Annotated in this window: 23 protein-coding genes; 14 read left to right on the plus strand and 9 right to left on the minus strand. The window is 63.6% G+C overall.

What is annotated here, in order from left to right:
- The first annotated feature begins 171 nt into the window (after positions 1-171).
- From ACVRRC_RS07975 to recX, 4 genes are all read left to right on the plus strand, one after another.
- Positions 172-1,284 carry an acyltransferase family protein gene (locus ACVRRC_RS07975; protein WP_020699865.1) on the plus strand — a complete coding sequence of 371 codons (1,113 nt, stop codon included), beginning with the start codon at positions 172-174 and terminating at the stop codon, positions 1,282-1,284.
- Positions 1,285-1,391: 107 nt separating this feature from the next.
- A complete protein-coding gene (locus tag ACVRRC_RS07980) occupies positions 1,392-1,889 on the plus strand; it encodes a CinA family protein (RefSeq protein ID WP_049339820.1) in 498 nt (165 codons plus the stop codon).
- Positions 1,890-1,972: 83 nt separating this feature from the next.
- A complete protein-coding gene (gene recA, locus ACVRRC_RS07985) occupies positions 1,973-3,019 on the plus strand; it encodes a recombinase RecA (RefSeq protein ID WP_014596281.1) in 1,047 nt (348 codons plus the stop codon).
- Positions 3,020-3,024: 5 nt separating this feature from the next.
- A complete protein-coding gene (gene recX / locus ACVRRC_RS07990) occupies positions 3,025-3,492 on the plus strand; it encodes a recombination regulator RecX (protein WP_013982303.1) in 468 nt (155 codons plus the stop codon).
- 76 nt (positions 3,493-3,568) lie between these two features.
- Here recX and ACVRRC_RS07995 read toward each other — a convergent pair whose 3' ends face one another.
- Both ACVRRC_RS07995 and ACVRRC_RS08000 read right to left on the minus strand, forming a co-directional pair.
- Complete coding sequence (locus ACVRRC_RS07995; protein WP_045158483.1) at positions 3,569-4,660, minus strand: LOG family protein; 1,092 nt, start codon at positions 4,658-4,660, stop codon at positions 3,569-3,571.
- A 112-nt stretch (positions 4,661-4,772) separates the two neighbouring features.
- On the minus strand, positions 4,773-6,182 hold the full coding sequence (locus tag ACVRRC_RS08000) for an MBL fold metallo-hydrolase RNA specificity domain-containing protein (protein ID WP_014596282.1): 1,410 nt from the start codon (positions 6,180-6,182) through the stop codon (positions 4,773-4,775).
- Between the two features lie 132 nt (positions 6,183-6,314).
- On the opposite strand from ACVRRC_RS08000, the gene ACVRRC_RS08005 reads away from it, so the two are divergent.
- Positions 6,315-8,732: a phosphoketolase family protein gene (locus ACVRRC_RS08005; RefSeq protein WP_472996839.1), complete on the plus strand. Its 2,418-nt coding sequence runs from the start codon at positions 6,315-6,317 to the stop codon at positions 8,730-8,732.
- 54 nt (positions 8,733-8,786) lie between these two features.
- Here ACVRRC_RS08005 and ACVRRC_RS08010 read toward each other — a convergent pair whose 3' ends face one another.
- Entirely contained in the window at positions 8,787-9,182 is a 396-nt protein-coding gene (locus tag ACVRRC_RS08010; RefSeq protein WP_011912676.1) for a PA3611 family quorum-sensing-regulated virulence factor, read from the minus strand.
- Positions 9,183-9,307: 125 nt separating this feature from the next.
- Between ACVRRC_RS08010 and ACVRRC_RS08015 the strand changes: the two genes are divergently transcribed.
- Positions 9,308-10,027 (plus strand): tRNA-uridine aminocarboxypropyltransferase, encoded by a 720-nt coding sequence (locus ACVRRC_RS08015; RefSeq protein WP_423566103.1) that lies wholly within the window; start codon positions 9,308-9,310, stop codon positions 10,025-10,027.
- A 4-nt stretch (positions 10,028-10,031) separates the two neighbouring features.
- Here the strand turns inward: ACVRRC_RS08015 and ACVRRC_RS08020 are convergent, their stop codons facing one another.
- Positions 10,032-10,943: a DMT family transporter gene (locus ACVRRC_RS08020; protein WP_011912678.1), complete on the minus strand. Its 912-nt coding sequence runs from the start codon at positions 10,941-10,943 to the stop codon at positions 10,032-10,034.
- A gap of 244 nt (positions 10,944-11,187) precedes the next feature.
- Here ACVRRC_RS08020 and erdR point away from each other — a divergent pair, with 244 nt between their 5' ends.
- A complete protein-coding gene (gene erdR, locus ACVRRC_RS08025; RefSeq protein ID WP_013982309.1) occupies positions 11,188-11,838 on the plus strand; it encodes a response regulator transcription factor ErdR in 651 nt (216 codons plus the stop codon).
- Positions 11,839-11,856: 18 nt separating this feature from the next.
- Here the strand turns inward: erdR and ACVRRC_RS08030 are convergent, their stop codons facing one another.
- Positions 11,857-12,783, minus strand: coding sequence for a LysR family transcriptional regulator (locus tag ACVRRC_RS08030; protein ID WP_013982310.1), 927 nt, complete (start codon positions 12,781-12,783; stop codon positions 11,857-11,859).
- Between the two features lie 112 nt (positions 12,784-12,895).
- On the opposite strand from ACVRRC_RS08030, the gene fpr reads away from it, so the two are divergent.
- Positions 12,896-13,672 (plus strand): ferredoxin-NADP reductase, encoded by a 777-nt coding sequence (fpr, locus tag ACVRRC_RS08035; RefSeq protein ID WP_013982311.1) that lies wholly within the window; start codon positions 12,896-12,898, stop codon positions 13,670-13,672.
- 60 nt (positions 13,673-13,732) lie between these two features.
- Here the strand turns inward: fpr and ACVRRC_RS08040 are convergent, their stop codons facing one another.
- Both ACVRRC_RS08040 and ACVRRC_RS08045 read right to left on the minus strand, forming a co-directional pair.
- Complete coding sequence (locus tag ACVRRC_RS08040) at positions 13,733-14,218, minus strand: YchJ family protein (protein WP_013982312.1); 486 nt, start codon at positions 14,216-14,218, stop codon at positions 13,733-13,735.
- Position 14,219: 1 nt separating this feature from the next.
- Positions 14,220-14,720, minus strand: a complete 501-nt coding sequence (locus tag ACVRRC_RS08045) for a DUF6231 family protein (protein ID WP_011912683.1) — start codon at positions 14,718-14,720, stop codon at positions 14,220-14,222.
- Between the two features lie 133 nt (positions 14,721-14,853).
- Here ACVRRC_RS08045 and ACVRRC_RS08050 point away from each other — a divergent pair, with 133 nt between their 5' ends.
- Entirely contained in the window at positions 14,854-15,492 is a 639-nt protein-coding gene (locus ACVRRC_RS08050) for an OmpA family protein (protein ID WP_011912684.1), read from the plus strand.
- 59 nt (positions 15,493-15,551) lie between these two features.
- Here the strand turns inward: ACVRRC_RS08050 and ACVRRC_RS08055 are convergent, their stop codons facing one another.
- Complete coding sequence (locus ACVRRC_RS08055) at positions 15,552-16,016, minus strand: CopD family protein (RefSeq protein ID WP_014596287.1); 465 nt, start codon at positions 16,014-16,016, stop codon at positions 15,552-15,554.
- A gap of 86 nt (positions 16,017-16,102) precedes the next feature.
- Between ACVRRC_RS08055 and dinG the strand changes: the two genes are divergently transcribed.
- From dinG to pdxH, 4 genes are all read left to right on the plus strand, one after another.
- Positions 16,103-18,247 carry an ATP-dependent DNA helicase DinG gene (gene dinG / locus ACVRRC_RS08060; protein WP_472996840.1) on the plus strand — a complete coding sequence of 715 codons (2,145 nt, stop codon included), beginning with the start codon at positions 16,103-16,105 and terminating at the stop codon, positions 18,245-18,247.
- Between the two features lie 111 nt (positions 18,248-18,358).
- The gene (locus tag ACVRRC_RS08065) at positions 18,359-19,507 is read left to right on the plus strand and encodes an EstA family serine hydrolase (protein WP_013982317.1); all 1,149 of its coding nucleotides are present in this window, start codon (positions 18,359-18,361) and stop codon (positions 19,505-19,507) included.
- Positions 19,508-19,642: 135 nt separating this feature from the next.
- On the plus strand, positions 19,643-20,272 hold the full coding sequence (locus tag ACVRRC_RS08070) for an OmpA family protein (RefSeq protein ID WP_013982318.1): 630 nt from the start codon (positions 19,643-19,645) through the stop codon (positions 20,270-20,272).
- A 191-nt stretch (positions 20,273-20,463) separates the two neighbouring features.
- Positions 20,464-21,111 (plus strand): pyridoxamine 5'-phosphate oxidase, encoded by a 648-nt coding sequence (pdxH, locus tag ACVRRC_RS08075; protein ID WP_011912689.1) that lies wholly within the window; start codon positions 20,464-20,466, stop codon positions 21,109-21,111.
- A gap of 176 nt (positions 21,112-21,287) precedes the next feature.
- Here the strand turns inward: pdxH and ACVRRC_RS08080 are convergent, their stop codons facing one another.
- The gene (locus ACVRRC_RS08080) at positions 21,288-21,524 is read right to left on the minus strand and encodes a hypothetical protein (protein WP_011912690.1); all 237 of its coding nucleotides are present in this window, start codon (positions 21,522-21,524) and stop codon (positions 21,288-21,290) included.
- A gap of 165 nt (positions 21,525-21,689) precedes the next feature.
- Between ACVRRC_RS08080 and ACVRRC_RS08085 the strand changes: the two genes are divergently transcribed.
- Positions 21,690-22,151: an outer membrane lipoprotein gene (locus ACVRRC_RS08085; RefSeq protein ID WP_011912691.1), complete on the plus strand. Its 462-nt coding sequence runs from the start codon at positions 21,690-21,692 to the stop codon at positions 22,149-22,151.
- The last annotated feature ends 160 nt before the right edge of the window (positions 22,152-22,311 follow it).

Raw genomic sequence — 22,311 nt, forward strand, 5'->3', positions numbered from 1 at the left:
GGCGCCCAGTGCCTGTCGCGGTAGCCTGCTTGATCGCCGCTCCCGTCTCGCCATAGTCCCGGCTGCCGTCGATCCGCTGCGGCGGCGAGCGCTTGCGTGTGCACTCTCGCGTCAGTTTCTGCAGTAACTCTGGCGTCATTTTTCCCTCTCCGGCCAAAGTGAGCAGCAGACATGTCCCGACTAATCGGTCTCGATGCCCTGCGCGGCGTAGCGGCATTGTGCGTCGCCTATTCCCATCTGATTGCAAAAATGAAGCGTGACGGCCAGCTCGACGAGATGGGCGCCCAGTTGTTTCTTGTCAGCAAGGCTGTACTGGATGTTGGCAAGGTCAGCGTACTGGTGCTGTTCGCGCTGAGCGGCTATTTCGTCATGGCCGCGTTGTACAAGAGCCGCGGCCGATACGAGCGGCCAATCACGGCGTTCGCCTATCAGCGCTTCTTCCGGCTCTTTCCGCTGTACTGGCTGTCGCTGGTCCTCGGGGTGATGTTTCCCTGGGATGATCCGGCAAAGGCGTTCAGCCTTGCGGTCATCGCCATCAACGCGACGATGCTGCAGGGGTTCGTCTTCGTCGAGAACGTCATCGGCCTGTATTGGACGTTGCAGATCGAGATCACCTTCTACGTGCTCTGCATCCTGCTGTTCGCGCTGCGCCTGGGGGGCTCGGTACGGCGAGATCTGTTCTTTCTGCTGGCGCAATACGTTTTCACGCTGCTGCTCGCCGCCATGCGCTACAAGCTTCAGTTGAAGCTGCCCGTGGCCTTGCCGCTGATGCTGAGCGTGTGTTTCCTCGGTGCGCTATGGCGGGCGTCCGATAACGGCCGATGTCCCGAAACCCGGCGTTACGCACGTATCGCGGTGGTGGCGTTTTACCTGTTCCTGCTACCGATCTGCGTGCTCGCCTATTCGCGCGATACCGGATTCGGCGAGACCTGGTATCGCTACTTCATCAGTTACAGCGTGGCCCTCGCCGTGTTCCTTGGTGCGAGTCGCATTGCCGGTATCCGGCTGCGCTGGCTCGCGCCGCTTGGTGGGATAGGCTACATCGTCTTCCTGGCCCATCCGTCGGTGTTCGCCCTCGCCGAGCGGCTGGGCTTCGGCGCGGGCGATCTGGCGCTGCCGGGACCGTTGTACATCGTGCTGATGCTGGCGGTGCTGACCTGCTTTGCATTCTTCGTCAAGCGCACGCTGGCCGATCCGATTCAGCGCTATGGCGACGCCGTGGTGAGGCGTCGCGGCCGACGTCTGCGTGAAGACGCTGCCATCGGGCTTCGCCAGGACGCCTGAGCCGTTCGGCCGTTCACGCCATTCGCCCGATGGCAGGGGGCGCGGGCTGAACTCGACAGCGGGCTGGTGTAGGGTAACTGCCACTTTTGCATGTTGTCGGGGTGTCGATGAATCTCACTGAATTGGCCGCACGATTGGGCGAGGCGCTGCATCGGTTGGGCGCGCAGGTCACTACCGCGGAATCCTGCACCGGCGGCGGCATCGCCGAGGCCATCACCCGCATAGCCGGCAGCTCGGCCTGGTTCGAGGCGGGCTACGTCACCTATTCCAACGCGCAGAAAACCCGCCAGCTAGGCGTGCCGGCGGCGCTGTTCGATCAGGTCGGCGCCGTAAGCCGCGAAGTGGTGCAGGCGATGGCACGAGGCGCTCAGCAGAACAGCGAGGCGCGCTTCGCCGTGGCCGTCAGCGGCGTCGCCGGGCCGGGCGGCGGGTCGCCGGAAAAGCCGGTGGGGACGGTCTGGATCGCCTGGGCCGATGGGTCCGATCTGCATACCGAGCGCTACCTGTTCAGCGGCGATCGCCAGGCCGTGCGCGAGCAGACCGTCGCTGCCGCCCTGTGCGGCTTACTCGCGCTGACCGTCGGAGAAAAACCGGTTCGGGGCTAGGCGAGCTAAACTGCCTATGTTCTAATACTGTCTACTTATACAGTTGTTGTGGCCTCCGGCCCTCTTGATCAAGTGAGGATTCGATGGACGAGAACAAGAAGCGCGCCTTGGCTGCAGCCCTGGGCCAGATTGAAAAGCAGTTCGGCAAGGGTGCAGTGATGCGCATGGGCGATCACGATCGCCAGGCGATTCCGGCCATCTCCACCGGCTCGCTGGGTCTGGACATCGCGCTGGGCATCGGCGGCCTGCCGAAGGGCCGGATCGTCGAGATCTACGGTCCGGAATCGTCCGGTAAGACCACTCTGACGCTGTCGGTGATTGCCGAAGCGCAGAAGATGGGCGCCACCTGTGCCTTCGTCGACGCCGAGCACGCGCTCGACCCGGACTACGCCGGCAAGCTGGGCGTGAATGTCGACGATCTGCTGGTTTCGCAGCCGGATACCGGCGAACAGGCTCTGGAAATCACCGACATGCTGGTGCGCTCCAACGCAGTCGACGTGATCATCGTCGACTCCGTGGCCGCGCTGGTGCCCAAGGCCGAGATCGAAGGCGAGATGGGTGATGCCCACGTCGGCCTGCAGGCCCGTCTGATGTCCCAGGCTCTGCGCAAGATCACCGGCAACATCAAGAACGCCAACTGCCTGGTCATCTTCATCAACCAGATCCGCATGAAGATCGGCGTGATGTTTGGCAGCCCGGAAACCACCACCGGTGGTAACGCGCTGAAGTTCTACGCCTCGGTTCGTCTGGATATCCGTCGTACCGGCGCGGTGAAGGAAGGCGACGAGGTGGTCGGCAGCGAAACCCGTGTCAAGGTGGTGAAGAACAAGGTGGCCCCGCCGTTCCGTCAGGCCGAGTTCCAGATCCTCTACGGCAAGGGCATCTACCGCAACGGCGAGATCATCGACCTCGGCGTGCAGCAGGGGCTGGTGGAGAAGTCCGGCGCCTGGTACGCCTACAAAGGCAACAAGATCGGCCAGGGCAAGGCCAACGCCGCCAAGTTCCTGGAAGACAACCCGGAAATCGGTCGCGAAATCGAACAGCAGATCCGCGACAAGCTGCTGGTGGTTTCCGGCGGTAGCAGCAAGGCGAACGTGGTCAGCGAAGATCTGGTCGACGCCGATCTCTGATCCCCATGGCCGCCGTGCTCGATAACCCCGTCGCGGTGCGGCGGGCAGCCATGGACCTGCTGGCTCGCCGCGAACATGGTCGTGTCGAGCTGGCCCGCAAGTTGCGCCAGCGTGGCGCCCCGCCTGATCTGATCGAACAGGCTCTGGATCGCCTCTGCGAACAGGGCCTGCTGTCGGAATCCCGTTACCTCGAAAGTTTCGTCAGAAGCCGAGCCAACGCCGGCTATGGGCCGTTGCGCATCCGTGAAGAGCTTGCGCAGCGCGGATTGCCGCGCGCGGATATCGAGCAGGCGTTGCGCGACAGTGGCTTCGACTGGAGCGAGCAGCTGCGAGAGCTGTGGCAACGCAAGTTCGCCGGAAGCCTGCCGGCGGATGCGCGGGAGCGCGCCAAGCAGGGGCGCTTTCTCAGCTATCGCGGCTATCCGCTGGAGTTGATCAGCCGCCTGTTGCGAGGCAATGGTTCGGCTGATTGATCGCTGGGTTTGAGCGCAGGCGTGCCTGATCCGGTTTCGCAGTTCGACAGAGCTGAGCCGTGGCGCTGGCGCGCCCTCAGTCCTCGTTGTCCAGCGGCCGCACCCAGTTGGCCGGTTCGTTGACGTAATCGGTGAGCTCGCGCAATCGACCATGGTTGCGGCCGTTGAATACGAAGCTCAAACGCGGCAGTCGCTGCAGTTCCGGTTCGTCCAGTTCGGACTCACAGCAGTTCTGCTGTTCGAACGAGCCTGTCAGGCACAGGTCGACGAATTCCTCGTTCAGGTATTCCATGGCCTGTTCGTTGAGCTTGTGGTTCAGGCGTAGAACGAAGCGATCCTTCAACCAGCGGCTGGAGTGGAAGTTGCGGTAGAAGTTGGCGATCTCCTTCGCCGCCTCGTTGGCATCATCCACCAGGCGCATCAGACGCATGTCGCTGGGCAGGATGTAGCGATTCTCTTCCAGCTGGCCGCGCATGAAGCGCAGTGCATCCTTCCAGTAAGTGCCACCGGGTTCGTCGAGCAGCACGACGGGCACCAGTGGGCTCTTGCCGGTCTGGATCAGTGTCAGCACTTCGAGTGCCTCGTCCAAGGTGCCGAACCCGCCAGGGCAGAGCACCAGGGCATCCGCCTCCTTGATGAAGAACAGCTTGCGGACGAAGAAGAAGTGGAACGAGAGCAGGTTTTCGGTACCGCCAACCGTCGGGTTGGGGTGCTGCTCGAACGGCAGGGTGATGTTCAGGCCCAGGCTGTTGTCGCGACCGGCCCCTTCGTGGGCGGCCGCCATGATGCCGCCACCGGCACCGGTGATGACCATGAAGTTGTAGTGCGCAAGCGTGGCGCCCAGCTGACGCGCCAAGGCGTACAACGGATGTTCGACCGGTGTGCGCGCGGAACCGAATACCGTGACCTTGCGCCGGCGCTTGAACTGATCGAGACGGCTGAATGCATGCTCCATCTCGCGCATGGTCTGCAGCAGGATCTTGGCGTCCCAGCGGCTGCGATCGGCCTGCGCCATGCGTGTGACGGTCACCAGCATTTCCCGATACAGCGGCAGGTTGGGACTGTTGGCCGGAACGACCATGGCCGCCAGCTCATCGATCTTGCTTTCCAGTTCGGCGCCGCTGGTTTGGAAGTGTCGCGACAGATAGTCATCCGGATCAAAGGACATACAACATCTCCATGTATGGGCGTCGCGTTCAGGCTATAGGCTGCGGCCGGTGGGCTCAAGCATTGGCGGCCGCTGGTGGCCCGGGCGCGGAGGCTCGGGCCAGCCGTCCCGCTCAGAGCGCGATGCGATCGCCGAGTTCCGGAATGCGGGCTTCCCAGCCAAGACGATCCCGGATGGCTTGTTGCAGGACCTGCATTTTTTCGGTTTCGCCGTGGACGAGGTAGAGCTCCGGCCGATTCTCGAAGTTGCTCACCCAGTCGATCAGCTGCGATTGGCCGGCGTGGGCCGAGAAACCGCCGAGGGTATGCACCTTGGCGTTCACCGCGATGCGCTGGTGCAGCAGCTTGACGCTGCCGGCACCATCGACGATCGCGCGGCCCAGAGTGCCTCTGGCCTGGAAACCCGGGATGACCAGGTGGCATTCCTCACGCCAGAGGTTGTGTTTGAAGTGATGCAGGATGCGCCCGCCGGTGCACATTCCGCTGCCCGCGATAATGATCACGCCGCTCTTGAAGCGGTTGATCGCCATGGACTCTTCGGGTGTCGGCGTGGACTTGAGAATCGGCAGCCAGCGCTCGGCGTAGAGCTTGCCGCTGGCGCCGCTCAAGGCCGGATCGATGCCGTTGAGATCCAATTGGTCCTTGTAATGTGCGTAGATGGCATTGGCGCCGATGGCCATGGGGCTGTCGAGAAACACTGCCTGCTGCGGCAGTCGCCCTTCACGGTAGAAGCGGCCCAGGTAGTAGATCAGGTCCTGCGTGCGTCCAACGGCGAAGGAAGGCATCAGCACGTTGCCGCCGTCGCGGTGGGCCTGCTGCAGGATACCGGCCAGCTCTTCGATGGTGTCCTCGTGGCTGCGATGGTCGCGGTCGCCGTAGGTCGACTCCATCAGCACCACGTCGGCCTCCTTGAGCACCGTCGGGGCGGGCATCAGCGGTGAGCAGACATTGCCCAGATCACCCGAGAAGACCAGTCGCCGCGTCCTGCCATGGTCGTGTACATCCATCTGGACGATGGACGAGCCGAGGATATGTCCGGCGTTGTGGAAGGTCACCGCGACGCCCCGGGCAACCTCGAAGGTTTCGCCGTAGGGGTGAGGGGCGCGCTGCCCGAGGGTTCGCTCTGCATCGACGCGGGTGTACAGCGGCTGAACCATGGGCTTGCCGATGCGTGCGCGCCACTTGTTTTCCCACTCGGCGTCCTTCTCCTGGATCTGCGCCGAGTCCAGCAGCATCAGCTCCAGCAGCTCGGCTGTCGCCTCGGTGCAGTGCACCGGGCCGCGGTAGCCGAGGGCGACCAGCCGTGGCAGCAGCCCGCTGTGGTCGATATGGGCATGGGACAGGACCACGGCGTCCAGGCTCTTCGGATCGAAGGCGAAGGCGGCGCGGTTGTCGCTTTCCTCCTCCCGGCGGCCCTGATGCATGCCGCATTCGAGCAGAACCCTTGCGCCGTCGTGTGTCTCAATGAGGTAGCAGGAGCCGGTTACCTGTTGAATGGCACCGAGAAAACTGAGCAAAGCCATGTTGCCTTCCTGTTCGTACGATGATGTCCACTGTGCCCGCTCGGTTGCCACGACCACTTGATACATATCAGAGATAACCAAACGAGCCCTGCCTAGACTACAGCACATCCCGCTTACCAACGGAGTGAACCCATGAGTCAGCTACTGCCCAGCCTCGTCGAGCTGGATCAACACGCGCAAGCCGAACCGGAGTTCGCCACCTGGCGTGGCGGCTTCGGGCCGTTCGAGCACGCGCTGGAGACCCAGGCGGCGGTGTTCCGTCTGGCCCATCAGCTGGTACAGGCAGGACATCAGCCGGATCTGGCGAGCGTCTATCGACTGCTGCAGGCGGTCGATCGCGTTGCCAGCGCCGGCCTCTGGCTGGTGGTGCACATGACCTATGCGCAGCAGGTGCACCTGGACGGCACGCCGCTGGCGGCCGACGACTTCAAGACCAATCCCGAAGGCCATACCGGCGGCGCGCTGAACATGGTGCCTGCCTATGCCGGCTATCTGGCGCTCAATGCGTTGACCGGCCGTACCCGAGCCTGGCTGATGGGGCAGGGCCATTGCGTGGCTGCGGTCGACGCACTCAACCTGCTGACCGGCAATCTGCACCCCGAGCAGGCGCAGGCTTATGCTGGCGGCGAAGCGGGCATCAACCGCCTGCTGCAGGACTTCTACGGTTATCGCCAGGCCGCCGATGGCAGCCCACTGGCGCCGCTGGGCAGTCATGTCAATCCGCATACCGCCGGTGGGATTGCCGAAGGCGGTTATCTGGGCTTCGCCGAGCTTCAATATGCCCACATGCCGCTGCCCGGCGAGACGCTGGTGGCGTTCCTGTCCGATGGTGCGGCCGAAGAACAGCGCGGCAGCGACTGGATTCCGCGCTGGTGGCGGGCCGAGGATTGCGGTGTGGCGCTGCCAGTGATGATCGCCAACGGCCGGCGAATCGAGCAGCGAACGGCGTTGGGGACCGAGCAGGGCCTGGAGGATTTTCGCCAGCACCTGAGCCAATGCGGCTTCGATCCGATGCCGTTCGATGGGCGCGACCCGGCCGCATTCGTCGCGACCCTTTGGGAAATGGAGCTGCGCCTGGAGCGCCGCGTGGAGGAAAAGGCACGCGGCATCCTCAACTATCCATTGCCGATTCCCTACGGCATTGCCGAGACGGTCAAGGGCTTCGGCTTCTATGGCGCGGGCAGCAATGCCGCACACAACCTGCCGCTGCCAGGCAACCCGCGCCTAGACGAGGTGTCCCGCAACCTGTTCAACGAGCATACGGCGCGGCTTTTCGTGCCGCAGGGCGATCTTCAGGCGGCCCTCGAGCTGTTCGTGCGCAGCCGTCAGGGACGCCTGCTCGAGCGCGACAATCCGCTGGCTCTGCGGCGCCCGCCGGCGCCGGTCATCCCGCAGCTCAAGTATCGTGACGATGCCTGCTCGCCGATGGCCGCGGTGGATCGCTTCTTCGTTGAGCTGACCGAGGCCAACCCTTCGCTGCGACCACGGGTGGGCAACCCGGACGAGCTGGCGAGCAACCGGCTGGGTGGCGTGCTCAAGGCGCTCAAGCACCGTGTGATCGAGCCGGAGAGCGAACTGGAGGCGATCGACGGCGCCGTCATCACCGCGCTCAACGAAGAGGCCGTGGTCTCCGCCTGCCTGGCCAACCAGGGAGGGTTGAACCTCGTGGCCAGCTATGAGGCGTTCTGCGTTAAGATGCTCGGCGTGGTGCGCCAGAGCATCATCTTCTCCCGTCAGCAGAAGGAGATCGGCAGGCCGGCAGGCTGGCTGGGGTGGCCGCTGATCGCGACGTCGCATACCTGGGAGAACGGCAAGAATCAGCAGTCGCACCAGGACACCACCTTCTGCGAGGCGCTGCTCGGCGAAATGAACGACATGGTCCGCGTGCTTTTCCCGGCGGACCACAACAGTGCTCTGGCGCTGCTGCCTTCGATCTATCAGGCGCGTGGCGAACTGGCCTGCATGGTCATGCCCAAGCGCGACCGGCCGTGCTACTTCAATCGGCAACAGGCCGAGCAGCTGGCCCGCGATGGCGCCATCGTGGTCGAGGAGGTGCCGGGCAGTGAGGCATTGCTGCTGATCGCCAACGGCAGCTACCAGCTGGGCGAGATGCTCCGCGCCGCCAAGCGGCTTAAGGAGGCCGACTGCGCTTACCGGTTGGTCTATCTGCAGGAGCCGGGTCGCTTCCGCGGGCCGCGCGATCATTGGGAAGTCGACGCACGGGCAAGCGAGGGGGTGGCGGAACGACTGTTTCCGGACTCGATGGAGATGCGTGTCTTGCTGACCCACATGCGCCCGGAAGTCGCGCGCGGCCACCTGTGGCCGATCCTGCCGGACGCTCGCAAGTGCTCGGCACTCGGCTATCGCAACCGTGGCGGCACGTTGGACGAGGTCGGCATGCAGTTCGCCAACCGCGCCAGCTGGGCCAATGTGCTGGCAGCCTGTGCGCGGTTGCGCAACGTGCCGCGTACCGCATTGCTCACTCGGGACGAAGCTGCCGCGGTGGCGGGCAAGGGTGATCCGCAGATCCTGCGGCACGACAAAGGCTGAGTTCGGCCCGGCGGGATGCGGCGTGTCCGCCGCTCCCGCCCATTTCTTGCAGCCTTACTTGCAGTCTGCGGCGGTGTAGCGCTCGCTGGCGATGGGCTTGTTGCTCTGGTATTCGCTGAAGTCGTAGCGCAGCACCGCGCCCTGGCTCATCAGCTTGCGCAGCCCCTCGTTGCCGCAGACGCTGACCGCGAGCTGGCTGCGCACGTCGGCGGGGTTGTCGCGCATCTGCGCTGCATGGCGTGGCTGCACACTGAGGTGGTTGACCAGCTGGTTGTTCTCTACGGTGTAACCCTGGTCGAGGATGTCTTCGTTGATCGCTCGAGGCGTGCCGACGTTGCTTTCGCGGGCTACCTGATCGAGCAACTGGCTCAGCTGCTGTTCTTGCAGCGAGGCGGCATGGGCAACGGGCAGGGCGAGGCTCAGGGCGAGCAGGGTGGTCAGACGATACATGGCGGTCTCCTTATGACTGCGCTAGTTCGACCGGCGGGCCGTGGCACGGTTCATTCGTCCGCCATGCCGCCGCCCTGTCCGCGCTGGTAGACTGCCGCGCTCCGCCGTCAATCCCGAGTCGATCCATGCCCCATGCCGTAGCCCGTTTGCGCGACGAGCGCCTGGCGAAAAGCCTGAAGCCCTTCGTCGCGCGCGGCTCGCGAGCACCGCGCTGTCTGCGTTGCCGAGTACCGTTCAGCCATTGCCTGTGCCCTTGGCTGCCCAGGGTCGACAGCGAGTGCGGCGTGTGCCTGTTGATGCACGACATCGAACCGTTGAAGCCGAGCAATACGGGCTGGCTGATCGCCGATGTGGTGCTGGATACCTTCGCCTTCACCTGGCAGCGCACCGGGGTCGATCCGCGCTTGCTGGATCTGCTGGCCGATCCGCAATGGCAGCCGCTGGTGATCTTCCCCGGTGAATACGCGGCCCCGCAGCGGGTGGTCGAGCGAGTCGAGCGACAGCCAGACAAGCGGCCCCTGTTCATCCTGCTGGATGCAACATGGACCGAGGCGCGCAAGATGTTTCGCAAAAGCCCCTATCTGGACGATTTGCCGGTGCTGAGCCTGCAGCCCGAAGCCTTGTCACGTTATCGGCTGCGGCGCTCGACCCGCAGCGATCATCTGTGCACCGCCGAGGTCGCTGCGCTCTGTCTGGAGCTGGCCGGGGATTCGGCTGCAGCCAACACGCTGGACGCCTGGCTCGACGTGTTCACCGAACACTATCTGGGCGCTAAGCACCATCGCCAGCCGGATCTGCACAACGCTGCGCACCGGGCACTGCAGGTACCTGACGGGGCGGAGTGAGGCCTCAGGCCTTGGCCGGGGCAGCAGTAGCCAGCGGTTCCGGTTTGCGCGGCCACAGCTGTGCGGCAAGCATTCCGATGAACATCAGTACACAGCCCATGTAGCCACGCAGGGTCAGACTCTCCTCGAGGAACAGGGCGCCGGCGATTGCCGCAAAGACCGCTTCCAGCGACAGAATGATGGCCGCGTGGGAGGCGATCGCATGCTTCTGTGCGACGACCTGCAGGGTGTAGCCGACCGCTACCGCGAACAGTCCGCCATAGATGAGGGCCGGGCCGGCGAGCCAGATGCTGGCCGGATTGATGTCTTCGAAGATCAGCGCCAGCAACAGGCTCACCACCGCGCAGGTCGCGAATTGCAGGAAGGCCAGCCGGATGGCGTCATGACGGCTGACGAAGAAGCTCACCAGCAGCACGTGCACACCCCAGACGAAGGCGCCGGCCAGCTGAATCCAGTCGCCCGAGGCGACGGTGAAATCCTCGCCGATGCTCAGCAATGCCATGCCGGCCACCGCGAGAAACGCACCGAGCCAGGTACCCAGACCGGTCTTGTGCCCGATGGCGAGCCCCAGCAACGGCACCACGATCACATAAAGGCCGGTAATGAAGCCTGAGTTGGTCACGCTCGTGAACAGCAGGCCGACCTGCTGCAGATTGATCCCCAGGGTGAGCGCGAGGCCCATGCTCAGGCCGCCCAGGATCAGGCCGCGCTGCAGGAAGGGCTCGTGCCGGGCCGCAGTGCGCCCCTGGTAGATCACCAGAGGAAGCAGCGCCAGGGCACCCAGAGCGAAGCGCAGACCGGTGAAAAGAAACGGGCCGATATTGTCCATGCCGATGCGCTGGGCCACGAAGGCGGTCCCCCAGATCATGGCGGTGATCAGCATCAGGAAGTCGGCGCGGAGGGCTTGGCTACGCATGTTTCGGCTCGTCAGGGAAAAGTCGCAGACTTTGCTACAAAGCGCCGCGCTTGACCACTTATTCATCGGTGGGCATGCTTGCGCCGCTTGATTTGTTGCAGCGGGCGGCCGATATTCGGTCTGTCAGTTGAAAATCTACATCGGACCACCCCCGGAGCGGTTTTACGGGGTTTTCTGCCGTCATCTTGTCGGCATCGGCTGCTCAAGCCGATGAAAAGCGCCAATAAAAATTACAGGTCTGCCAATGGCTGCTTACGAAATTATCATTGCCGATGATCACCCGCTTTTCCGCAGTGCGCTTCAGCAGGCGCTCACCATGGGGCTTGGTGAGAACGTACGTCTGGTGGAGGCGGCCAGCATCGCCGAACTGGAAGGCTTTCTGAACCAGGGTGCCGACTGGGATCTGGTCCTGCTGGACCTGAACATGCCGGGGGCCTATGGCTTTTCCGGCCTGGTGCTGCTGAGGGGGCAGTATCCGCATCTGCCGGTGGTCATGATCTCGGCTCAGGAAGACGCGGCGGTCGTTGCGCGTTCGCGCGAGTTCGGTGCCAGCGGCTTCATCCCCAAGTCCAGTTCGCTCGAGACGATCCAGGAGGCCGTACGGGCCGTGCTGGAAGGGGACGTCTGGTGGCCGAGCAACATTCAGGACGAAGCGAATGTCAGTGAGGAAGCCAAGGCGGCCAGCGCCGGACTGGCCAGCCTCACTCCGCAGCAATTCCGCGTCCTGACGATGGTCTGCGATGGCCTGCTGAACAAGCAGATCGCCTACGAACTCAGCGTTTCCGAAGCGACCATCAAGGCCCATGTGACCGCCATCTTCCGCAAGCTCGGCGTGCGCACCAGAACCCAGGCGGCCTTGCTGCTGCAGCAGATGGGTTCCATTCCCACCAGTTGAACTGCTGCCGCCGGCGCTTCAGGCGATCGGCGGCAGCTGGATTTCATCGCTGCGGCGCACGCCAGAGGTCAGCGCCCGGCACTGTTCGACGAACTCCTGCATCGCCGCGGTCTGGTACTTGTGCGTATGCCAGATGAAATAGAACTGGCGTCGCAGATCCAGCTCCGGTGTGGAAACCGGCACCAGGCTGCCGCGGCGGAACGCATCGCGTAGCGCCAGTCGCGAGATGCAGCCGATGCCAAGGCCTGATTCGACGGCGCGCTTGATCGCCTCGGTGTGCTCCAGTTCCAGGCGCACGTTCAGCTTCCCCGGGCGGTGCCGCACGGCCTGCTCGAAGGTCATACGCGTCCCCGAGCCCTGCTCGCGCAGAATCCAGGCCTCGCCCGACAGTTCGGCGAGATCCACCGCATCGCGTCCGGCCAGCGGATGTTGCGGCGCGCAGAACACCACCAGCTCGTCCTCGATCCAGGGCTGCACTTCCAGATCGGGATGCTGGCAGTCACCCTCGATCAGACCAAGATCAAGTTCGTGCTGAGCGATCTGATGCACGATATGCGCGGTGTTATGGACGTGCAGTTTGACCCGGCATTCAGGGTGACGCTGCATGAAGTTGCCGATCAACAGCGTGGCGAGATAGTTGCCGATGGTCAGCGTGGCGCCCACCGCGAGCGAGCCGAACCCGCTCTTGCCGTTCAGCAGATCCTCGATGGCCCGCGCCTGATCCAGCAGGGCGACCGCCTGCGGCAGCAGCTGCTGGCCCAGCGCGTTCAGGCAGAGCCGCTTGCCGGCCCGGTCGAACAGTTGGCAGCCGGATTGCCGCTCCAGCTCGGCCAGTGATGTGCTGGTTGCCGACTGGGACAGCGAAAGGCTTTGTGCAGCCTTGGAAACGCTTTCCTGACGAGCAATGGCGGCGAAAACTTCGATCTGGCGCAACGTGAAATGCATATCTATATAACCGATAACCTATATCTTTATTATCCAGTTAACGAATATGGCGCCGCTCGCTAGACTGCCGCCATTACCGACGTCCGTCGCGACACCATGAGGAATTCGCAGCATGAGCAACCTGAACGTAGAGCGCGTTCTCAGTGTGCACCATTGGAACGATACGCTGTTCAGCTTCAAGACCACTCGCAATGCAGGCTTGCGCTTCGAGAACGGTCAGTTCGTGATGATCGGCCTGGAGGTCGAGGGGCGTCCACTGATGCGCGCCTACAGTATCGCCAGCCCGAACTACGAAGAGTACTTGGAATTCTTCAGCATCAAGGTGCAGGACGGCCCGTTGACCTCCCGGCTGCAGCATCTGCAGGAGGGCGATTCGATCATGATCAGCCGCAAGCCGACCGGCACGCTGGTCCTGGACGATCTGCTGCCCGGCAAGCACCTCTATCTGCTCAGCACCGGTACGGGCCTGGCGCCGTTCATGAGCGTGATCCAGGATCCGGAAACCTATGAGCGGTTCGAGAAGGTCGTATTGGTGCACGGTGTTCGCTACGTCAATGAAGTCGCCTACCGCGAGTTCATCACCGAACACCTGCCGCAAAACGAATTCTTCGGCGAAGCGGTCAAGGACAAGCTGGTCTACTACCCGACCGTGACCCGCGAACCGTTCGAGAATCAGGGCCGTCTGACCGATCTGATGCGCAGCGGCAAACTGTTCAGTGACATCGGCCTGCCGCCGATCAACCCAGAAGATGACCGCGCCATGATCTGCGGCAGTCCGAGCATGCTGGATGAAACCAGCCAGGTGCTGGACAGCTTCGGTCTGAAAGTCTCGCCGCGCATGGGCGATCCGGGGCACTACCTGATCGAGCGGGCCTTCGTCGAGAAGTAAACGACTGCGCTCATGCCGCCGCTTTCACGCAGCGGCACGTCCGCTCATGCTCCGCGCCGCTCAGAGGTAAGCCGCACAGCACTTCTTGAACTTCAGACCGCTCCCGCAGGGGCAGGGGTCGTTGCGGCCGGCCTTGAGCGGTACCGTCGGATCGATGAAATACCAGCGCCCGTCCCGCTGGACGAATGCCGATCGCTCCTGGTGGGCATGTTCGCCGCTCTGGTCATGCCAGCGGGCGGTGAAGGTCACCAGCGCATGCTCGGGCTTGCCGCCCAGCACGCTGCTTTCGTTTACCTCCAGCCCCAGCCAGGTGCTCTCCAGGCTCCAGCGGCGCATCCCCTCTACATCCAGTTCATCCTGCTGCGCGGGAAGCGTAGTGGCCCGCAGATAGTCCACCAGCCCCAGTACATAAGCGCTGTAGCGCGAGCGCATCAATAGCTCGGCGCTCGGCGCGGCCATGCCTGCGTGATAGCGCCCGCAGCATTCGCCGAGGGCATCGCCGCTGCCGCAGGGGCAGTTCAGGTCGGTCGGACGCGGTTCGCTCATGTCACCACCAGTACTTGCCGAACATTTCAGGATTGGCCCAGAACCTGGCATTGAGCCAGTCCGGAACCTGCTTGTATTGCAGCAGGTCGTAAGTGAAGAGCGTCAAGGTCTGTCCGTCGCGCTGGAAGCGTTCGCTGACCTGCAGTGCCAGTGCATAGAAGTCCGTAGTCAGCCATTCGCATGCATCGAGATCGACGAGTACCGCCATCCGGCTGGTATTCAGATTGCGGATGCTGCCGAGCAGCTCCAGGCCGTTGCGCTTGGGCAGATGCTCGAGGCAGTCGACGAATATGGCCAGGTCGTAGCGCTGGTTCGCCAGATCGTCAGGCAGCGGTGCGGGATCGGCGCGATCGAGCTGACACTCCGGGTGGCATTCGGCGTAGGCAGCCAGAGCAGGTTGATCGCTGCGCCCCACGAGCAGCACGCGTGTTGGGGCGTAATGGTCGAGCATTGCCGCAAGCGCTTGCTGCGGCGTATGCAGCGGTACAGGGTTTTCGCTCAACAGAGAATCCTCGTTTCAAAGGTGAAGACTAGCGCGGTGCCGTTTGTCGGCCTAGTCTGAAAAGTAACCGGAGCCGCCCGGATTCCCATGCGTGGCGTTTCTGGCTGAATGTCCATACTGGAGGTTTTGATCGATGAGTACATTACGGACAGCAGTACCCGTTATTGTCATGACCACGTTCCTGGCCGGTTGTGCAGGCGTGCAGAAGCAGGACTGGCCGACCTGTGCGGCTGTAGGTGGCGTGACTGGTGCCGCGCTGGGGGCCATCGAAAGCAGCACCTACGCCGGTTGGGGTGCGCTGATCGGTGGTGGCGTCGCGGCGGCCTATTGTTGGGCCAACGGCATGGAAGAGGAAACCGTCGCGGTCGTGGAAACGGTCGAGCCGATGCCCCAGACCCAGCCTGAGCCGGAACCGGCTGCCGCGCCGGTGCGCGTCGAACTGGACGTCAAGTTCGACTTCGACCGCGACGTGGTCAAGCAGGACAGCTACAGCGACATCCAGAACCTGGCCGATTTCATGAAAGAATATCGCCAGACCACCACCGTACTGGAAGGCCACACCGACTCGGTCGGCACCGACGCCTACAACCAGCGCCTTTCCGAGCGTCGTGCCAACGCCGTTCGCAGAGTGCTGGTGGATGAACTGGGTGTCGAGGGCAATCGCGTGAACGCCGTCGGTTATGGCGAGTCTCGCCCGGTCGCCGACAACTCCACCGAGGAAGGTCGCGCGATCAACCGTCGCGTGGAAGCCGAGGTCGAAGCGCGTCCCTGATCAATCAAGTGAGTACTGATCCAGCCGGGCCTTGCGCCCGGCTTTTTTTTGGGGGCGAGTCAGAACAGGGGGCGGGCGCTGGCCAGTGCGACCACCAGCAGGCCCAGAATCAGGTTGATTCCCACCAGCCGGCGAATCTGCCCCAGCACTGCGCCGCCTGCTGGCCATTGCTCGGCCTCGACGGCTCTTTTGAGCGAGGGTAGCTGCAGCAGCTGGATACGCAGGAACAGCGCCAGCATCACCAGATACAGCCCCGCCATGATGTGCACATAGCGAGGCGCGCTTTCCAGCGCGCCGAATCGCATGTGCCACATGCCGATTCCGCTGATCGGCAGCACCAGCACCGCTACCCATACCCAGACGAAGAAACGGCGGAATACATCGGTCCACAGCCGCAGCCGCTCCGGCGCCTGCAGCATCGCCACGGCCGCTGGTCGCAGGACCATCCAGGCGAAGAACATGCCGCCGACCCACACCGTTGCGGCGAGTACGTGCAGTGCGTAAAGCAAGGCAAATGGTGTCATGGGCAAATCTCCGGTGGCGGTTGGGCGAACGCGCGCTATCATAGCCGCCCGATCGAAGTACTGAAAATATATACAGCTCCGCGCCCATGCTCAGCACCGAACTCAAGTCCCAGATCCAGGGCGCCTATACCCGTTTCCTCGAAGCCAAGGGGCTCAAGGCCCGCTATGGCCAGCGCCTGATGATCGCCGAAGTCGCCAAGGTGCTGGGCACGGTCAAGGTCGACGATGAAGGTCGTCGTAGCAGCGAGCCGGCTGTCGTTGCCGTCGAGGCGGGTACCGGCACCGGCAAGACCGTAGCCTACAGCCTGGCCGCGATCCCCACGGCCAAGGCTGCCGGCAAGCGGCTGGTGATTGCCACCGCGACCGTCGCGCTGCAGGAGCAGATCGTGCACAAGGATCTGCCTGATCTGATGCGCAACAGCGGGCTCAGCTTCAGTTTCGCCCTGGCCAAGGGCCGGGGGCGTTACCTGTGCTTGTCCAAGCTGGACATGCTGCTGCAGGAAGGTCAGGCACAGAGCGCCACCGCGCAGTTGTTCGAAGAGGAAGGCTTTCGCATCGAGGTCGACGAGCGCAGCCAGAAGCTGTTCACCAGCATGATCGAAAAACTGGCCGGCAATCGCTGGGATGGCGATCGGGACAGCTGGCCGGAAGAGCTGGGCGATGCGGACTGGGGACAGCTGACCACTGATCACAGCCAGTGCACCGGACGACATTGCCCCAACTTCCAGCAATGTGCCTTCTACAAGGCGCGGGAAGGCATGACCAAGGTGGATGTCATCGTCACCAACCATGACATGGTGCTGGCCGACCTCGCGCTCGGCGGTGGGGCCGTACTGCCCGACCCGCGTGACACCATCTATGTGTTCGATGAGGGGCATCATCTGCCCGACAAGGCCATTGGCCACTTCGCACATTTCACACGGCTGCGCTCGACGGCGGACTGGTTGGCGCAGGTGGAAAAGAACCTGACCAAGCTGCTGGCCCAGCATCCGCTACCGGGTGAGCTGGGGCGCCTGGTCGAAGGCATTCCGGAGATCGCCCGAGAGCTGCGTACCCAGCAACAGTTCATGTTCAGCGCCTGCGAGCAGGTCGCGGATTTCAAGGCTGGGGAGGACATGGAAGGGCGTGAGCGGCCGCGACATCGTTTCGTCGGTGGCGTCGTGCCAGGGCATCTGGTCGAGCTTGGCACTGAACTGAAGAAAGGTTTCGCCAAGCTGACCGATCTCTTCACCCGCATCGCCGAACTGCTCAAGGAGGCGATGGACGGCGAGACCGGCAGCGGCATCGCCAGCCACCAGGCGGAGGAGTGGTATCCCCTGTTCGGCAGCCTGCTGACGCGCTCGCAGGGCAACTGGGACCTGTGGACGGCCTTCACCGTCGAGGATCCGGAAGACAGCCCGCCGATGGCACGCTGGTTGACGCTGGCCGAAGGCGGCGCGCTGTTCGATATCGAGGTCAATGCCAGTCCGATCCTGGCTGCTGAAACGTTGCGGCGCAACCTCTGGAATGTCGCCTTCGGCGCCCTGGTAACCTCAGCCACGCTCACGGCGTTGAACAGCTTCGATCGCTACCGGATGCGAGCCGGCCTGCCCAAGGCGGCGGTCACTGCCATGGTGCCGAGCCCCTTTCATCATGCCGATGCCGGCGAGCTCAGGGTGCCGGATCTGCAGGCTGACCCTCGTGATGCGCCGGCGCACACCGCCGCCATCGTCCGCGAGCTGCCGAAGCTGGTGGAAGGCGCCCGAGGAACGCTGGTGCTGTTTTCGTCGCGCCGGCAGATGCAGGACGTCTTCGATGGACTGGAGCGGGACTGGCGCCGACGCGTGCTGATTCAGGGCAATCTGTCCAAGCAGGAAACGCTGAACAAGCACAAGGCGCGCGTGGACGAGGGCGAACCCAGTGTGCTGTTCGGCCTGGCCAGCTTCGCCGAAGGCGTCGACCTGCCTGGGGCCTATTGCGAACACGTGGTCATCGCCAAGATTCCGTTTGCCGTGCCGGACGATCCGGTCGAGGCGGCATTGGCGGAGTGGATCGAGGCCCGCGGCGGCAATCCGTTCATGGAGATCGCTGTGCCGGACGCTTCGCTGCGGCTGGTCCAGGCGTGCGGGCGTCTGTTGCGGACCGAACAGGACCGCGGGACCATCACCTTGCTCGACCGGCGAGTGGTGACGCAGCGCTATGGCAAGGCGATTCTCAATGCCCTGCCGCCATTCAGGCGGCACATCGGCTGATCGGGCAGGATCACGGGCTGCGATAGCTGTCCATCACGGCATTGGCTGCCGGTTCCCTTGCCGGGCCGCGCTTGCAAGAATCACCCGCAATCAAACATGAGGGGTAGCGACGTGCAGGTTCAGGGTTATTTCGATCTTCGCTTCGAAGCGGTTCGCGATGCGTTTGCCGCATTGTTCGACGGCACCCAGCAACGCGGCGCCGCACTCTGTGTGCAGATCGGCGGCGAAACGGTGGTCGATCTGTGGGCTGGCGTCGCCGACAACCAGGGCGAGCAGGCCTGGCACAGCGACACGCTGGTCAACCTGTTTTCCTGCACCAAGACCTTTACCGCGGTGGCCGCGCTGCAGCTGGTCGAGGAGGGCAAGCTGGAACTGGATGCCCCGGTCGCGCGGGTCTGGCCGGAATTCGCGGCCAATGGCAAGGAATCGATAACCTTGCGCCAGCTGCTTTGTCATCGCGCCGGGCTGCCGGCCATTCGCCGGCCGCTGGCGCCCGAGGCACTCTACGACTGGACGTGCATGACCGACGCGCTGGCCGCCGAGGAGCCCTGGTGGGCACCGGGTACCGACCAGGGTTACGCCGCCATGACCTACGGCTGGCTGGTCGGGGAGCTGCTGCGTCGTGTCGATGGCTGCGGAGCGGGCGAGTCGATCGTTCGTCGCACCGCGGCGCCCCTGGGGCTGGACTTCCATGTTGGCCTGGACGACAGCCAGGCCGATCGCGTCGCTTACCTGACCAGGACCAAGAACGACTTCGGCGACGCTTGCGCCCAGCGTCTGTTGAAGGCGCTGATGAGTGATCCTGCATCCATCAGCGCCCGCGCTTTCAACAATCCGCCATCCATCATGAGCAGCGGCAACAAGCCGGAATGGCGACGCATGGCGCAGCCGGCGGCCAACGGCCACGGCAACGCGCGCTCGCTGGCCGGCTTGTATACCGGTTTGCTTCAGGGCAGGCTGCTCGATGAGGCGGTCCTGCGTGAGATGACCCATGAGCACAGCGCTGGCGAGGACCGTACCCTGTTGGCCTCGACGCGCTTCGGCCTGGGTTGCTGGCTCGATCAGCCTGACGTTGCCAATGCGACGTTCGCCATGGGGCCGCGCGCGTTCGGCCATCCAGGTGCGGGTGGCTGCATTGGCTTCGCCGATCCGGAGCGTGAACTGGGGTTCGGCTTCGTCACCAATACTCTCGGGCCCTATGTGCTGATGGACCCGAGAGCGCAATCGCTGGCTCGCTGCGTGGCCGCCTGCCTGCATTGAACCACTCGTCACTTCAAAGCGGCCGGACTTTTCAAAAGAAGGACTTGCGTCCACAATTTCGAATCAAACTCAATAGTGGCATCTCATCTTCGATGTCCGTCCAAGAAACGCGTCTGGTGCACGGAAATTTTGCTCATGAACCTGCTGAAGAGCGCCTCCCTGATTCTCTGCATGATCGTCATCGCCGGCTGTAGCTCGAAGGGCGAGAAGAAACCCAGTGAGGCAGCGGCTCCGGTTGCGCCGAAGGTGGATTACGCCTGGCTTGACGAATATGAACCGAAGCTGCGCGATGCGCTGGTGGACAGCCGTTTCGAGGTCGAGCGCCGCGATAACGTGCTAGTGGTCACGGCACCAGTGGATTCCTCGTTCAATCCCGATCGTCCCGGCATGCTGTTGCCGGTGACCCTCGGCCCGATCACCCGCGTTGCGAAGCTGGTCGAGAAGGATGAGAAGACGGCGGTCGTCATCCTCGGGCATGCCGACAGCACCGGTGCGGACGACGTCAATCGCACCATCAGCCGTGAGCGCGCCAGCGCGGTCGCGGCGATCTTCCGCCTCAGTGGCTTCAAGCACGACCGCCTGCGTATTCGTGGGCTGGGCTCCGACATGCCGCGCGCGGCCAATGACAGCAAGGAAGGCCGGGCGATGAATCGTCGTGTGGAGATGGTGCTGGCGCCGCAGACCACGATGCTGGCACTTATCGCCAAGTACGAGCGGCCGGCAGAGCCTGCTACCCAGGTAGCCCAGGCCGAGGTCGCCAAGTAGGGGCTGGATCGAGTTCGACTGCAACAGGCCCGCATGCGGGCCTGTTTTCGTTGTGGCTGGTTGCCTTGAGTCAAGGCGTGACGGGCAAACGCGGATAAGCTTTTTCGGCAGGCCGGCTCGGTTCATGGTCGTCGCCCGATCCTGCGCCCTGATACGCTGAAAGCCTGCCTATTCGATGAAGGAGCCACGCGATGATCCAGACCCTGGCCGATATGCGCCGCGATTACACCCGTGACGGACTCAGCGAGGCCAACGCGCCCGACGACCCTTTCGGTCTGTTCCGTCAGTGGTTCACTGAGGCAACTCAGACCGAGCAGGCGCCCGTCGAACCCAATGCCATGTCTCTGGCAACCGTCGACGCCGACGGTCGGCCCCATTGCCGCATCCTGCTGCTCAAGGCGCTGGACGACCGCGGTTTTACGTTTTTCACCAACTACGACAGCGCCAAGGGGCAGCAGCTGGACGCGTCGCCCTATGCCGCCATGACGTTCTTCTGGCCGACGCTGGAACGACAGGTCCGTATCGAGGGGCGCGTCGAGAAGGTGACGGCAGAGGAATCGGATGCCTATTTCCAGGTGCGCCCGCTGGGCAGTCGGCTCGGAGCCTGGGCATCACCGCAGAGTCAGGTGATTCGCGATCGCGCTGAGCTGGAGCGGCTGCTGGCCGAGACCGAGCAGCGCTTCCTCGATAAGGCGCCCCATTGTCCTCCGCACTGGGGCGGCTACCGGCTGCTGCCGGAGCGCATCGAGTTCTGGCAGGGGCGGCCGAGCCGCCTGCACGACCGACTCGACTATCGCCTGGTCGCCAATGGCTGGCAGCGCGAGCGCCTGGCCCCCTGATTCGGTCGCTGCATTCGTGCCGCTCGCTCCCAGCGGGCTAGCGGCACGACGGTGAGCGGGTTGGTAATTTGCCGTAACTATCCGGCAAACCGGCGGGTTCGGAAAGTCACCTTTTATCCGGTGCGATATGGCAGGCTGGCCGGGCTCGGCGGATGGTACCCGTCGTGTGGCCGCGCTCAGGCGTCGGGGTAGCGTTGGGCTTGTTGCTCGAGCCAACCTTGCAGGTCGCGCCGCTTGACCTTCTGGTTTTTCGCGTCGGCCAGACGTTGCAGCATCCAGGCGCGCCGGTCGGGGTCGCTTCCGGCAATCGACAATGCCAGGTCGCGATCGGCCCAGCGGCGGAAGCGAATGATCAGCCAGGCGTGAAAAGCCAGGCCAGCCACAGTAGTGATGGCTATGATGAAGTAATCCATGGTTCATCTCGTTGAAGGAACCTGATACGCCAGGTTCGACTCGCATAGGTATGCTTGGAAGATGGCGAATGCTGAGTCAGGGCGGTGAAGTTGCCAAGTGCCTTTTCGTCGCTGCCACCTAAGCCATTCCCCGGGAACGAAACAGCAGTCTGCAGGAGACTTTCAATGCGTAAATCCATCGTTGTCGCGTCCTTTACCGCCTTGGCGCTGACTCTGGGCGGCTGCGCCTCGAGCCTTACCGGCGATACCTATTCCCGGGACGAGGCGCGTGCTGTTCAGACCGTACGCTACGGCACAATCGAATCGCTGCGGCCCGTGAAGATCGAGGGAACCAAGACGCCGATCGGTTCAGGCGCAGGCGCCGTGGTCGGCGGCGTGGCCGGCAGTGGTGTCGGCGGTGGGCGCGGCAGTGCGGTCGCCGCGGTAATCGGTGCAGTCGCTGGCGGTATGCTCGGCGCTGCGGCCGAGGAGGGGATTACCCGCACCCAGGGCGTGGAGATTACGGTGCGCGAAGATGACGGCAACATGCGCGCCTATGTTCAGGCCGTTGAGCCGAATCAGGTGTTCCGCGTCGGTCAGCGGGTGCGCATCCTCACTGTCAGTGGCACCAGCCGCGTGGCCCCTTGAGCGCCCCCAACATCGCCCACAGCTGAAGCCGGGGCGCTGTCTTCCGTTCCGATAAAACGGGACGGAGGCGGCGCCTTTTGTTTTTCGAAATACATGAGTCCATGACGTCGGCATCATCCGTATGGATAATCGGGCACACATTTGTGTGCCGTTTCAGGCA

Source organism: Stutzerimonas sp. LR2 (assembly GCF_055755175.1).